Below are 14901 nucleotides of genomic sequence, written 5' to 3' on the forward strand. Positions count from 1 at the left end.
TCATTTTCTTCTTCATTTATGATATCTCTCAGTTTCTATTTAATTTCATTTTCTCAATACATTTCTATTTTCCTCAATAAATTTTGATTTTCTTTTCCTATATCATCTATAGCTCCTGTCAGATACTGCCTAACAAACTGTACACAAACACCTGAAATTCTGAATTTTCTACCATTCCTGTTCCGACCAACTTATTATTTCCTGTTCTAATTTACAGTTTTTATCTAACATATATTGCATTATGTTGGCAAACTCACCTGCCTTCAATAATGATTTTGCTTTCGTAATATCATTACTTTCCAAAGGCTTACTATATTTCTGATATTTAATTAAATATTCCAATGTCATATAAGCAGGTACAAAATCTATTCTGGTTTTTTCTCTTAGATTTAATAAAATATAAAAACCGTCCGGATCTAAATCCCCAAAATGACACCATTTTTTCCCTTGATTACTTTCTTCCAATTTAATTAGAAACTTTTGCTTTAATGAATTATGATATCCACTTAAGAAAATGTAAAATGTCTCCCTCGAATTTAAGCGATTATATGATGTCAGATTTTCTACAGTCATGATTGTTGGATTATAAATAATAATATTACTAATACTATCTAGTGTCTCAGAAGACAATGCTATTGGCCTCTCTAATATCATATTTAATACTGTACCATCTTTAAAATTTATGCATGCACTCCCTTTAAAATATACATATGACGGATTAGAAAATATCTTATGCTCTTCTAAGAGTACATTTTCAAATTGCTTCTCATCAATATCCTTGAGCAAATCTTCAAATATCCCATATTCCTTTAAAACTTTACAAACTCGACTACGATATTTTGTCGTGAATAATTTACTATCATTTAGTAATGCCATTGACATTTCACGTTCTAGAATATACTTATCATTCCTTAAGATAAAATTTACAATTCTGATGACATTACTAGCAACTTCAAACTCATATGTTGCTTTTTTCCCTATCGAAAGCCTTTCTATTTGATAGGAACAGAATTTATCAATTATGCTATTTGTTCCAATGCAACTTCTATAATAATTAATTTGATCATCTTGGATTTCGCAGATTTCTCTCCTATTCACCAAATCATAATACCATGAAATTGCATCCTTTATTGCAACAATTTTCATAATTGCACCATTCTTTTTTTCAACACTGATAAGATCTTCCTTTTGTAATTCAAATACAGCATCTTCGAACTTCTGCACAAAATCAACATCTGCAAAATCTGATTCATAATCTTTATAAATATTTGTTGGAAATAGATAATAATTCTGCGTAACCACATTCTGACCTGTATAACTTTTGCTATTCTCATACTTATCAAGCAAACTATTAATAATTTGCTTTTGTATACTATTTAGTCTCAAATTCATCCGTGTTCACCAATCCTTCAACTACATTAGTATACCTTCCGGTAATCACCATACTTACGGTAGAGTTAATATATGCACCAATACTTCCTATTTTTTCAGGAGGCGCTGCATATATGACTTGAAAATTATTATCTTCTAAAAAATTAACCATCTGCTCAATTCTTTCTCGGGATAATGCTGAAAAAGCCTCATCAATAAATGCTAATCTGGCACAACAATTATTTCTTGGATAACACTGTAGCAAGCTAGCCGCTAGAATAATAAAGTATGGCGTCTGCTTTTCTCCATTACTTGCAGATCCTTGCTTTTTAGACAACGAAGCTACTACCTGTTCATTTCCCTGACGGCTACGAATCTCCATGTCATATACAAAATACTTTCGATAATCTGTATATTCATCTTCGTCCTCCTCTTCAAGAATCAAATCAAGAAATTCTTTAATATCCTGCTCCATTTCTTCATTATCGCGGTTCGAATTTAAGTAAAGTTCAGGCTGGTTCATGAAATCTTTTAGTTTTTCACTGATAGAGAAAAATGCTTTTCTATCATTTCGCTCTATCATTTTGAATTTGTATGTGTCATTCCCAAAAGGAATCTGTGCTAATTCCTTATTAATCAAATCAATCTCTTCTTTTGCCTCAAGGATTGCCTCATTTAATTCTGCGACAAAATCGTTCATAAATGCGCTTTCCAGCTTCTTTGCTTGCACCTCTAACTGCTCATGAGTTTCCTCAATTTTTACATTTGCCACATCTTTATATGCTTGACGGTAATAAGCTATAAAGGCTGGCCCTCTTCTATTCAAATCTTGACCATCTAGCTTGCAATATTCTAACTGTATACTCTCCATCTGTCTCATGCTTGCATCAACATCTAACCTCCAGTTTGCTACCGTTTTTGCTGCCATTACATCAGGACTTCCTTTTTGCTGCTTTAATTTTTCGTACAATTCAAGCATAGGTCTCTTTATTTCTAATTGCTTATAAACATTTTCATCATATTTATTTTTGGCACTATATATTTCTCCTGACAGATTCTTATTCCTTTCCTCTTTTCGTTCTCTATCTTGCTTCATCAACTCCATTTGACTTACAATAGATGATTGCTTATTTTTCGCCAAATTAAGATTTTCTGTTGCTCTTTTCTCTTCGTTTAGAACTTCCATCATATCTGGATTATTATCTATGTCATGAATGTCTTCTTTAATCTTTTTTTGTTTTTCTTTGATGTCACAAAGCAATTCAGTGGCATTAAAGTGATAGTTGTTAACATCAAAGTCAATACGTTCAATATCAGCTATTTTTCCATTCACTGTATTCAGAAGATTAATTTTCTGTGGAACTTTATCTTCTAATGTTTTCTTTTCTTCTTTGGCCCTTTTTAACTGAAGCGCGATAGCATCCATTCCTAAACATACTTCTGTTTTTGCAATATCCATACATGACATAGAATAACTCTTTGCCAATGTACCATCCGTCATCAATCCACCCTTAGGATTATCATGTAGCTCTTCCAAGGAATTACACAAGTGAATACCATTCAACAGGTAATTGGCAAATCGTCTAGCGTAAACATTGGGAATATCCAATTCGGATGCTGCAGAACCAAATTGCACATCCGAATTTGGTAGCTTGTCCGTTATTACTACATTAATATTTCGCAAACCATGTTTATGTGCTATCTCCATTGTTTCTGAGCAATATTTTCCATCAACAATTAAGTAATATCTTTTCTTTCCCAGAAATGTTTCAATTGCCAGACGCCACTCCTCATGCTTTATTGACTTGACTAATTCCGCAAATAGTCTTACCTCTGTGTTAATACCTTTGCTCTGCAACTCCGATTGAATTAGATTCCTAGCATCCTCTATATATTTAGGGAAAGATATAATATTCGAACTTAATTTTTTTATTTTCGATTCCATTTCTTCAATCTGATGATTTGCTTCTTTTATCTCATCATCAATATGAACTGAATTACTATTAAGTGATGTTTTGGTTTTTTCTACATTCTTCTTTAATCTAATAAAACAATCTATTTTTTCTTTTATACCTACTTTTGATTCAAGTATATGTAATAAGCTTGAATATTCCCGGTTTTCTTGATCAAACCAATAAAATAATGTTTTAAGATTCAATTGCAAAGATTCCAATTTCTTTATGTATTTTAAATTTGTTTTCTCTTGATCTTCAAGCATATGTAATTGCATTTGTAATTCTTTCTTTGTATCATTCATACCTCGTAGAATATCATTATTAGCAGCAATTTTATATCTCTCTAACGCCGAATCATATTCCTTAGTAGCAGATTCATGACTTTGGCTGAGCTCACCAAGCTTAGCCTCTATTCCCTCCACTACTCTTTCATTTTCCTCTTTCTCACTCAATTTCACCTGCCACTCCTGATATAGCAGGAGTAATTCCCTAATTTGATATTCACGTAACTTTAATTCATAGTCCTGAGTTTTCTCCTCTAACTCCTTTAATTTTCCTCTCCCCATATTAAGATTATGGTACATTTCTTTAAGTGATTCAAACCGTTTTTTATGTTCCTTCAACACCGTTAATGAATTAATTGGATGATCATCCAAAACACACTCCTGAATAAATTTATCAATATTATTCTCTGGGTTAAATGACATCATCTTTATCAATTTTACTCTATATTTGTCTACTCCACAGCGTAGTCCTAGCGCTCTTAATAGTTGCTCCGTCCCTTTATCACGTGACATAAAGATGGATGATTGTAATTTACTTCCATTATGGCGCAATTCATTTTTAGGAGTAACAATTAAATTTTCTCCAGAAATACGATAAAAATTAATTGTCTCTATTTTTGCGTCTTTTATGACAAACCATTTGCTTACCGACTTATTCTCATTGGGTGATTCAATACATACACCCACAACAAAATCTATATTTTCAATCGGAGAATGAAACTCCATAGCAACGTAGCTAATTACTTCTCCAGATCTAAGATATCTAGCTGTACCATCACTTTTTGTATCGCCTCTTACATAAGTCAATACTGTACGATCCCTATCTTGGGCAGCTTTATTAAACTGCGTATTACCCGTCAGCATATATGTCATTGCATCTAATATAGTTGATTTACCACTTCCATTAATACCAGTAAACAAAGTGGATCCCTCTAATTTAACACAGACATTAGAGAATCTAGACCACTGCACAAGAAGTAATTTTGTTGCCGTTTTACGATTTAAGTTACTCTTCTGAATCATCTGTATCCTCCCCCTCTGTCACTGATAAGTTTTTTTCATGCATTTTAGCTACAACATTTTCAACAAATACTTTAAATTCTTCAGTATCTAATGCGAATTGCAGTGAAGAATAAAGCCTAATAAAACATTCTCCCTCTCCAATTTTCCCATTCACTTCAAGTAGGCTATACTCAGAAAACATTTTCAGAATTCGCTCCATATATGTTTTATCAATTTTATCTCTATAACCATATTTCTCCAACTCAAATAATAGGTCAGTCATACTGATTACAATAGTTTTCGAAAGAGACCCTGCATTAATTCGATCAGCATATAATGTCCATAAGCAACATAATACAATACTATCAGCTAATTTTAGTTTTAAACGATTAGACTGTATTTTTCCATGCTCTCCGGCTGCATTGCAATTAGATAACATTGCCACCCCACTATCCCTGTCAATAACAACATCAAAACCAATAAAATTAAAATACATTGAAAAAACATTACTGTTTTTCGAAACAAAATAATATAGCTTTTTTTCTTCTTCTTTTTCTCTAACAATAAATGTTTGTTTTAACAACTTTCGACAAACTTTTTGAAACATATCACGTTCATTGGTTGAAAAATCAGACCATGTCACCTCAAAACCCATTCTACTCCTCCTCAATAAAGCGAAATCTCTTTATTGTCATATTTTCATATTCCACATATCCATCTAATAATTCAATTTTATATCCATTCTCTTCTCCATAGGCAACTGCTGACATCGTCATCAATAAATCTCTCTTACTTTTTACAGGAATATCTTCAACATTAATACTTCTGCTCTTCTCTATAAACTGACTAACAAACTGCTTAGCCCTAGCTTTAGAATATGGATTATTCGCTTCTCTCTCATGAATTCTCTTTGTTTTTTCTATATCTTCTTCCGTCATTCTTTCAATTTTACTTATGACTTCTTTTTTGATTGATTGCTGTGTTCTTGGATACCGTAAAGAATTAATATCAAGATATTCGTTACTCTGCAAATGAAAAAGATTTCTCATATTTTCTGGCAAGTCGTCTTTTAACGTGAATGTGTCCAATTCATCAGAGATATACTTTATAGTTTGATCTATATTACCCCTGTCATCCACCTCATGGTTTTTAATAAATCTTGCTCTACCTACTGCTACCTGAAGATATATATTGATTTTGTGTTTAATATCTTGAAGTATTCTATCGTAATCATCAGTCAAAAATCTTTTTGTTGCCTGAATCATATTAATCACCAGTTCTTCGGCATCATGCTCATCTATTTCTTCTTCACAAGCACATCCTATAACTAATAACTCATATGTTTCTGTTTCTGTCTGAAGTTGATTCAACTTTTCTTTTATGGCACGTCTGTATAAATGTATATTCTGTTGTTTTACCAATCTTGAGTACTCTTTTATAAAATCCCCTTCAAGATATGATAAAAGATTTTCCGTCAGAGTTTCCAAACTCTCTTCTTTAATCATTTTTTCAATTATTTTTTTTATGAATGTAGATAACTTTTTCAGCGCATTAGCCAAAGATTTTGCATTTTTATATACATTTTTCAATGCCCAAACATATGGATCCTCTTGCCATTGATTAGGATTTGTCATTGTATTATAGATATTATAGATATAACTCGAATATTCTTCCTTCTCTGGCTTTTTTAATATCAATAAAAATTCCGCCAACCTTATTCCCTGTTCTGTCATTACAATATTTTTCTCATATGTCGATTCATCAAGCTCTTCTTCTAACCATCCAATTTCTTTCTCACAAAATCTTCGTAAAATATCACTTGCACGATCAGAAGGACTTCTCTGCGACTCATCCTCACTCAAATCAAAATGATTTTCAACTAAATATAAAGCTATTGTATCTCTGATAATATTTCTTTTTATCTGGTAGCAAACTTCTCTATCATATTGCTCATAAATCACTTGCAAGCAACCTGCATACAAAACATTATTGCTACTATTTGCAAGACAATTAAAAAAACCACTTGGAATTGTATCAAATAAGTTTGGCATCATTTGTTATCTCCTAAACTACAACAGTAATCATATCATTATTTATATGCTACGAATTTTGCCCTTCAACCTACATATTAATGTTTAAATGTAAGCTGCTTGCATGGTTGAGGATATCTTTATTGTTAAAATTAATATTTTCATTTATTACTTTTTTATAACGACTCTTAAATATACTTTTTATTTTACCATGCAATAATTATTTTTACTACATATAAATCCATAAATTGCTATTTGATACCCTCAATTAATCCTAAATCCAATATATTGACATATTTAAATAATATTTTATAAATTAAGCCGATATATCCATAAAATTCTAGATATATCGGCTTATTATTAAATATTTCATTCACTTTGTTGTCTATTCCATCCAAGTTTAGTAAAACTCTCCGCTACTTATGATACGGTTCACCCTATCGTGTTTAAAGGAGAGTTGTACTGATATACTTTCCTATTTATTCTGTTGAATCAGACCGTAAGTCTATTAATGTTCCCCTTCTATCTAAATTCATTTCATATTAGCTATTGCATATTACCAAATTGCTTTCCTTATTAACTTACGCTATCACAGAATTTGTGATAAGGTAATTGCGGTAGAACATCACTAAATATGTAATCTAACCAATGTAGCAAATAACCAATAATAATACAAACAGTTTTTTCTCCATATGTCAAGCCGCTTTTTCCGAACAAAAAATTCATCTTCATCTAGAGCTGCTACGTATGATAATCGATTACTTAAATTTCCTTCATATATAACACTCTTAGATAGCATCGTTTCTAATTTATTAATGGTGATATTATTGTTTAACTCTAGTAACTCTAACATAAAGCTAATACACGTATGGGTATCCGGAAGCTCCACCTGTTTCTTCAATGGGTAAGTTAAAACAGACAAAATATTATACCTTGTCTTAGTTTTTCCATAGTAATCAAGCTTTTCCTTGATCCTCTCATAATGTTCCTCAGCCACATCATACTGGCATATCTTTATTGCGATATCTTTTCCCTGGCATAAGTAACGATTCGAATACTCTGGACCAAACCCTCCAAGAAGGGATTCGTAATAATTATATCTAGCAAATGAATAAACCTCAGATATATATGGTTCATGTGAAAATGCTATATGATTATATCTTCCTGTCGTGAAAAACCGAATTAATTTTCCTGATTTAAAATTTGACGCAATAAACACTATATAAATCATCTTCATCGTACCTTACAATAATTTTTGATAGTTAGTACTCCATAATAATGTAAAAACATAAAATTATCAATACTTTACTCTAATATGTATTTTATTACTAAAGGCAAGATAAAGTTATTTAAAATCTTTTACAATATAGTTGCAAAAGTAATGCATAGGTTTCATTGTGTCTGTGCCTTTTGATTATACTGTCGAGATGGCATACCAAAATAATGATAATATAATTACTCCGACTGTACGGTTCCCCGGAACATGCTAAACAATGAGTTTTGCTGTTTCTTACAATACCATGAGCATCATTTGAAATGATGATAGATTCAATGTATTAGATTAGAGAGGATCTCATCGTTTAACAGTACGAACTGGCAAATTATATTCTGTCCAGACATGCTGTTAACTTCCTGCGTATTGATTCACTTAACTCAGCAGGTTCTATAGAATGTGCATTCATCAATATATTCCAATAATCGCTTTGTGCATTCTCGTAAGTATATAGATTAACACAGATTCTCCATTGGTTTTCTTCGTGCCAGATTACGGAATGCTCCATTCCTTTCAGATAGTGGAATGCTTTTTCACTCACTGTCATAGTGACCAATTTAAACCTTCTCCGCCATCAGTCAATTTTTTCATCAATTGAATATTTGCTAAACCTGCACTTTCATTCGTATAAAGATATATTGCGCCAGTAGAAAACATTACTCTTATGTATCCATCTCCATACTCATACGATTTAACACCTGAGTCTCCATTAATATTTTATAATATCATTTTCTCACCTTCTTTCCCCATAATTATACATCTTATATTTGCATATTACAATTAATCCATTATTATTCAAACGTATTTCATAATGATCATCATTGACAAGTCGAAAGGCCTCTTGCTCAGCTTTATACGTTTCATATCTAAGCTGATTTGCCGTCCAATGTTCCTAATGTTTAGGTGCAAGAGCAACTTTGACAAGCCCCCTGTTTTTATATTGCATATCTATATACATTGCTTACTTTTCAAAAATTCAAGCACACATAGTTATAAATATTGAAAGCAACTCTTTCTAGTGTTAAAATATGGTAGAGTAAAAATGTTATCTGCGTTGGCATTGTGAACTTCTAATGCAGTACCAAATTTATATTATCAAACATGACATACTGTTGTCGTGTCCGATGTAGTAAAATGAAAGAAACCGAAAGCGAGGTAAAACAATGAATGGTATGAATGTTAATGTAGGTGTAATTCTTTTTGTTGAAGACATAGAAAAAATGGTTACATTTTATAAAAACATTATGGAATTTGATACCGATTGGGACGGCGGATTATGGGCGGAATTTAAAACAAAAAGCGGGCCGTTATCATTAGCAATGTATGATCGGAAAAATTTTGCGAAAGCCGTAGGGGAGCCCTATTACCCCCCGAAGGGAATTAACTTAACAATGGAAATAGGTATTTGGCTGCCAAAATTTTCAGATGTTGATATAGAATATGAGCGCCTAATGGCGCTTGGAATAAAGTCATTTACGGGAAAACCTGAAACCTTCCCATTTGGCATACGAAATTTCTATATTGCAGACCCTGAAGGTAATTTGCTTGAGATCGGAAGTAGGGGACAAGAAGAAACCACATAAACAATGGCATTTAATATATATAACATTAATGCGGTACCTCCGCGTGCTCTGTAGTATATCCGCGCCACTGTGGTAAGTACCACCTATATTAGTAGGGGAAAATTCGATGCGCACCTGACTTGTTTCATAACTCGTTGGCGCCGGAAAGGAATGGTCAAAAATGGATAAACTAGATTCTTTCAATGTATTACTGGATGAGGAATATGAAATTGCAAAAACATTGCACCAAACAGGTGAGTCGCTCGGATGCAAAATTGTTTTCAAAACAAGACCAAACGGATATAGAGTTATATTTAACAAACAAAGCAATAGGAAAGTATTGTTCTGGATGGAGGTATCCGATAATTCATTACTCGTAAAGGCCAATTTATTGCACATTGATAATTATATTGAAAAAATGTCGAGTTGTTCCGGTACAATAAAAAAATCAATAGCTGCTACAAAGGAATGTGAAAATTGTCATCCCTGTTGCGGTTCTTTGCATGTTTCATATCATATAGATAGTATAAAACATACGCCGTGTTACTTTAAAGGTCATTATTTTTCTCGAATGAATAAAACAGATTGGGATATGCTGAGCGATTTAATTGTTTTAGAAAATAACGCAGTATAAGCACTCATTGTAGGTTGCTCAAACAAATCTCAACTTCCTAATTAGGTACATTTCCTGTGTTATATAAGCAGTTTATTTTTTCGTTTTTGGTCACTTGATTGTTTATACAATGAGATTTCAAATAAAAAGAGTGGCAAGGTATAAACCTTAACCACTCTTTCTGTTTTGGATTACAAAAACACTGTCACGGCAAACCCACCGTTAAAAAATACAGTGTTCTTATAATTCCCGTTTGGCGGAGATGGTGGGATTCGAACACACCGTCTCTCTACCTAAAATAGTAAAACTCTCCGCTACTTATGGTACGGTTCACCGTAGCATATCTAAAGGAGAAATACTAATGACAATAGTATATTTACATATACTTTATGCAGATTACTTTAGAAAGTGTAAGATTATTTTTACCGCATCATATAGCCGTTTCCCTAATCCTAATGTTTCATCAATTGCCGTATTACTACTTTTCACTTTTTCAGTATAGTTAGTTACCCCCTTAATAAAATCTTCACCTCTTTTATTACTACTTTCTTCTTGCTTTTTATGATTAAAATTCACTTGCTCTCCATCATTGGCTATTATTGACTCCTCTTTTGTATTACCATTCTCCTCTACATCCTCTTCTTTTAAATACTTTCATACTTCTGTTCCTTAATTCTATAGAAATTCACATTTCTATCAGGTAAAAATTTATAGCTTTCAAGAGCATTTAACTTGATTATATGTAATGCTAATTCTAGCTCAGTATTTATTCTCTCGCTCAAAGTTAGTAGGGTATATTGCATATTCTTTTTAATTAGATACTCTCTGAATGAATATAAATCAACATCATTATCGCATTGTAAAAATAACTCTATATCCTCTTTAAGTAATCTAGTTTGAAGTGTCTCTGGTAATGTGACAAATAGTGCTTGTAGTTCGATGGCAGATTTTGATAAGGATGGATGCGCTATTTGATAATTTTCCTTTCCCGATTCATCCATCTTATAATAGAAATCCATTTAGTACTCATATATTGTTGGTAATTCCTAATTGTTAATGTAAAGTAATGTTTGTTAACTTATGAACTATAAATGATATAAATCTGCTATATCTCTTCCAAATTTAGAACAATACATCATAAAATCATTTTTGTTAAACTCATAGTTATCAACTATCCTCTCTTCTTCCATGATAGCTACATATCTACACTGAATTTCTTTAACATCAAAAGTTCCTTCTATATAACTTTCTTCTATAAAACCAGATCCAACATCAATTCCTTTGTACTTTGTTATAGGGAATGCTTGATATTTCTTTACCATATCATATAATGCATCTTTATCAAGTTCTTCAGTCATTATATTATTAAAATAAGAAGTTAAATAATACTGGAATGAAGTAAAATCAATTATAACGCCCTCATTATTAGAAATATAACTGTGAGGATAAGGTACATCTGAAACATATTTGTGCACATATCCTCTATTAAAACATTGTATATAACCACATAATATTCCTGTAGCTTGATGACAACACTTTGGAAAGATGCTATGAAATTCTTTATATAAATAATATAAATATTCTTTCTCTATCTCTTCCACGAAACTTTTCACTTCTTTTTCCGATTTAATAATACACATTCTTCTCCTCCTAATATCATTTCTATTTTTATTTATACTATTGATATTTTTCCTGTCTCCATATCTCTATTAAATATTTATTAGATTTTTACGGAACTTTACAAGTATCTTCTTGTTTTCGAAAATTACTATTCTCATCATAATAGAATGCATAAGATACATCTATATCTAAATATGGTTAGTCTATTTTCACACTTCTCAACCTTAAACTCAATACTACTCACCTTATATAACTTAAAATCAGTCACTTATATCTAGAATCTCCTTCAAAGAAATTCATCTTCTTCTAATTCTCTTAATTCCTGTTTTCGGTAAAAATATTACTGCATCATTAATAGCACTATGACTTTCAAAATGGCTTATAACATATTGTTGTGATTCTGGTGTCCAGTATACCTTTAAACTTTCTATAGCTCTTGTTATTGCAGTATAAAATATATTATGAGTTATCATTTCATCAATCTCTTCAGTAATGACTACTTTTGCAGAATCATACTCGAGACCCTGTGCTTTATGAATTGAGACCGCATATGTAATTTGAAATGCTATTACCGAATTAATCATTACTTCAATGCTCAACATAAAATCTATAACAATATACTATTGCTATAAGTGCAGATTACCATGTACTTGATCATAAAACATATCACTGCAACCTCTTGGCAACATTTCTTTTGAAGTTTTGTAAGCCTCATTATAATCACATCCCGCTGACAGCATGCTTAGAAATGCTTCATATACTTCATTCACAATATTCACTTCTTGTTCGATACTATCCATTTTTCTTTTTCCCATTTTTCTCCTATCTAAATATTCATGACTACTATACTAGATTAATACTATATTAGGACAACCACCATTAAATGCTTTTTCATATATATCTAAGCCACTCGCACTACCGAGATAACTACTTGGCAAGTCTTTAATCTGTACATTGCATATTCTTATGAGGTAGTTGAAACTCCAATTTATAACAATTGATGGGTCTACCATTTTCTTAGCTTGTTCTACTGTTAACTCATTTGTTTTAATAACTTCTTCAATATCAAACTTCGCTAGACAGTTATACTTTTCTCCTATTTTTACGAATAATCGTAGTTGCTTTAGTCCTTGTTCCTTAGGCAAGTCACCCGAATATGGGTAAAACGTATATCCATATTTCATTACAGATTCTACAAACATATCTTTTATATTCATACCTGTTAATGTTAGGATCTTGCCTGTTTGAATAATTTTTTCATCACTTACTTTATACTCGTTAATTGTTAATGGTTTTGAAGTCATTCTAGCCCCAACAGCAGGTAATCTACCTTCTCGAAAAATTGTATTCAGAGAATTTTTCATCTTTTGTCCTGTCTTCGCTTCTTCAAGAGTGTCCATTTCAATAGATTCAATGCAAATCTTTTTTAATACACTAAACTCTTTTTCAATTATGCACATTTTTTCTTCTCCAATTCTATGTGTATAAATCTATGGGTTATATCTTATACCCTAAGATTCTTATTGTCAAGAACAAAATCTATTTAACATAAATTTAAATACATACAATAACTTATATAGAAATCTTTATATTAATTAATTCTTTATCTATCATTTTAGCTGACAAAAATAGAGATGCTTCCTTTAAGAAGCATCTCCACCGTATACATACTTATTAAGTCCTCATTGAGTTGGACTTCAATAGAAGTCAAATCACTATCAATTAAATAGTCAATGCAATATCCACCTCTCTATATCCCTTCATTGTCCGCACAAAAATAGAGGGCATATCCGCTTTGGATATACCCTCTTGGCTTGCTTTAAGAAACCTTATTAAATTGTCATTTAAGTGAAGCTGAATGCTATCAATACTACGTGTTTGGTCAATCGTAACCTTCTCTATGATTAGCTGTAAGAGAATCTTCTTTTCTGCATTGTCCTTACATTTAATAATCACCTCACTGAACTGATTTAAAATTGCTTGTACTGCTTCATACGAAATTTCATCTCCCTGAGCTTCGTTTAAAGTAACTTGTAATTCTAGCTTTCTCTCTTCTAGGTCTTTCGTTTGATGATTGAGATGTTCTTTTCTTTCTACGAATTCATCTCTTGTAATCAGCTCTTCTTCAAACAATTCAAATATCTTTTGCTTCTTATTACTAATCATAAGCAGTTCTTTTTCAATCGTCTGAATTTCTTTCTGCGAAGGCTTCACTTGATTACTTCTACTTTGATTTAGAACCTTGACTACTTCTTTTATCATTTTGGGATTACTTATAAATGTAGTCAGACGTTTTAATACCTCTGCATTTGCTTTATCCACTCTTATGGAATTTGAATTACATACGCTAGTCCCTTTGTTCTTCCATGCTCCACAAGAATAGTATTCAATCTTCCCTCCCTTACTCGGTGCTCTAGTAATGACCATGCCTGCTCCACATACTTGACATTTTAAAATACCTGTTAATGGGAACCATGAGTCATACTTCTTAGGTGCTTTTGTAATTAACTTCATAATGGACTGTACTTTTTCCCACAACTGTTGACTAATAATAGGCTCATGTAAACCATCAACCAAAATGTATTCTTCGTTGACACCTCTTCTACGTTTGCTACTCCAGTCTGGATACCTATTAAACCGAATCTTTCCTATGTAAATCGGATTCAATAAGATTTGCCTTACAGTATTAACCGAAAAATCATTGCCCTTCTTACTCTTATGGCCCTTAGTATTAATCGCAGAGACAATAGCCTTGTAACCAAGCCCTGAAGCATAGAACTGGAAGATCTCCCTTACAATTCGAGCTTCTTTTTCATTAACCATCAGTCTTTTTTCAGGTCTCTTCACATTACTGTTTCCTACCTGCATACTATCATATCCAAGCACTATTCCAACTTCCCGTTTTAGCTTTTGCAATCACAAATCTCTTTATTATCTCATAAACATCTTGTTGAGTTAATTCTCTTGCTCCTTTTAAATCAGTCACAGTAATTCCATTAATACGTGTCGTCTTTATAAGTTTTGCACGCTCCAAGGGTAAAAACTTATTGTACATAATTTCATCGTCTGGTTTATATAATGAAATAGATAAAATATCATCATCAACCGTTAAACCGTTAGTTTCCAAGTCTAAGACAATATATTTGCTTTTGTCTACAGCCATTTTTATCTCCTTCTTTTTGTGTACTAAA

Annotated in this window: 16 protein-coding genes; 2 read left to right on the forward strand and 14 right to left on the reverse strand. The window is 31.9% G+C overall.

From position 1 onward, the window contains the following. Positions 1-168: 168 nt before the first annotated feature. The 6 genes from RTP52_RS05215 to RTP52_RS05240 form a co-directional block, all read right to left on the reverse strand. Positions 169-1392: a Wadjet anti-phage system protein JetD domain-containing protein gene (locus RTP52_RS05215; RefSeq protein ID WP_312369674.1), complete on the reverse strand. Its 1224-nt coding sequence runs from the start codon at positions 1390-1392 to the stop codon at positions 169-171. Beyond that, complete coding sequence (locus tag RTP52_RS05220) at positions 1373-4633, reverse strand: SbcC/MukB-like Walker B domain-containing protein (RefSeq protein ID WP_312369676.1); 3261 nt, start codon at positions 4631-4633, stop codon at positions 1373-1375. Before RTP52_RS05220 ends, RTP52_RS05215 begins: the two co-directional genes overlap by 20 nt. Then, complete coding sequence (locus RTP52_RS05225; protein WP_312369678.1) at positions 4617-5267, reverse strand: DUF4194 domain-containing protein; 651 nt, start codon at positions 5265-5267, stop codon at positions 4617-4619. Before RTP52_RS05225 ends, RTP52_RS05220 begins: the two co-directional genes overlap by 17 nt. 1 nt (position 5268) lies before the next feature. Beyond that, entirely contained in the window at positions 5269-6666 is a 1398-nt protein-coding gene (locus RTP52_RS05230) for a Wadjet anti-phage system protein JetA family protein (protein ID WP_312369680.1), read from the reverse strand. A 604-nt stretch (positions 6667-7270) separates the two neighbouring features. Further along, positions 7271-7879, reverse strand: a complete 609-nt coding sequence (locus RTP52_RS05235; RefSeq protein ID WP_312369667.1) for a hypothetical protein — start codon at positions 7877-7879, stop codon at positions 7271-7273. 364 nt (positions 7880-8243) lie between these two features. Beyond that, complete coding sequence (locus RTP52_RS05240; protein ID WP_312369682.1) at positions 8244-8471, reverse strand: hypothetical protein; 228 nt, start codon at positions 8469-8471, stop codon at positions 8244-8246. Between the two features lie 607 nt (positions 8472-9078). On the opposite strand from RTP52_RS05240, the gene RTP52_RS05245 reads away from it, so the two are divergent. Together RTP52_RS05245 and RTP52_RS05250 are read left to right on the forward strand one after the other, a co-directional pair. After that, positions 9079-9498 (forward strand): VOC family protein, encoded by a 420-nt coding sequence (locus RTP52_RS05245; protein WP_312369684.1) that lies wholly within the window; start codon positions 9079-9081, stop codon positions 9496-9498. A gap of 160 nt (positions 9499-9658) precedes the next feature. After that, positions 9659-10111: a hypothetical protein gene (locus RTP52_RS05250; RefSeq protein ID WP_312104505.1), complete on the forward strand. Its 453-nt coding sequence runs from the start codon at positions 9659-9661 to the stop codon at positions 10109-10111. Positions 10112-10486: 375 nt separating this feature from the next. Here the strand turns inward: RTP52_RS05250 and RTP52_RS05255 are convergent, their stop codons facing one another. The 8 genes from RTP52_RS05255 to RTP52_RS05290 all read right to left on the reverse strand — a co-directional run bounded on the left by RTP52_RS05255 (position 10487) and on the right by RTP52_RS05290 (position 14873). Next, positions 10487-10666: a hypothetical protein gene (locus RTP52_RS05255; protein WP_312369686.1), complete on the reverse strand. Its 180-nt coding sequence runs from the start codon at positions 10664-10666 to the stop codon at positions 10487-10489. A gap of 68 nt (positions 10667-10734) precedes the next feature. Then, positions 10735-11109: a hypothetical protein gene (locus tag RTP52_RS05260; protein ID WP_312369687.1), complete on the reverse strand. Its 375-nt coding sequence runs from the start codon at positions 11107-11109 to the stop codon at positions 10735-10737. Positions 11110-11175: 66 nt separating this feature from the next. Beyond that, on the reverse strand, positions 11176-11730 hold the full coding sequence (locus RTP52_RS05265; protein ID WP_312369689.1) for a hypothetical protein: 555 nt from the start codon (positions 11728-11730) through the stop codon (positions 11176-11178). A gap of 276 nt (positions 11731-12006) precedes the next feature. Next, positions 12007-12294 carry a helicase C-terminal domain-containing protein gene (locus tag RTP52_RS05270; RefSeq protein ID WP_312369691.1) on the reverse strand — a complete coding sequence of 96 codons (288 nt, stop codon included), beginning with the start codon at positions 12292-12294 and terminating at the stop codon, positions 12007-12009. Between the two features lie 42 nt (positions 12295-12336). After that, positions 12337-12525 (reverse strand): hypothetical protein, encoded by a 189-nt coding sequence (locus RTP52_RS05275; protein ID WP_312369692.1) that lies wholly within the window; start codon positions 12523-12525, stop codon positions 12337-12339. Positions 12526-12558: 33 nt separating this feature from the next. Continuing rightward, the gene (locus RTP52_RS05280) at positions 12559-13170 is read right to left on the reverse strand and encodes a hypothetical protein (protein ID WP_312369693.1); all 612 of its coding nucleotides are present in this window, start codon (positions 13168-13170) and stop codon (positions 12559-12561) included. A 262-nt stretch (positions 13171-13432) separates the two neighbouring features. After that, positions 13433-14626: a recombinase family protein gene (locus RTP52_RS05285; protein WP_312369694.1), complete on the reverse strand. Its 1194-nt coding sequence runs from the start codon at positions 14624-14626 to the stop codon at positions 13433-13435. Further along, on the reverse strand, positions 14583-14873 hold the full coding sequence (locus tag RTP52_RS05290) for a hypothetical protein (protein ID WP_312369696.1): 291 nt from the start codon (positions 14871-14873) through the stop codon (positions 14583-14585). The genes RTP52_RS05285 and RTP52_RS05290 overlap by 44 nt, the downstream gene beginning before the upstream one ends. Positions 14874-14901: the final 28 nt, after the last annotated feature.

This window comes from Lachnoclostridium sp., assembly GCF_031997925.1.
Taxonomy (GTDB): domain Bacteria; phylum Bacillota; class Clostridia; order Lachnospirales; family Lachnospiraceae; genus Lachnoclostridium.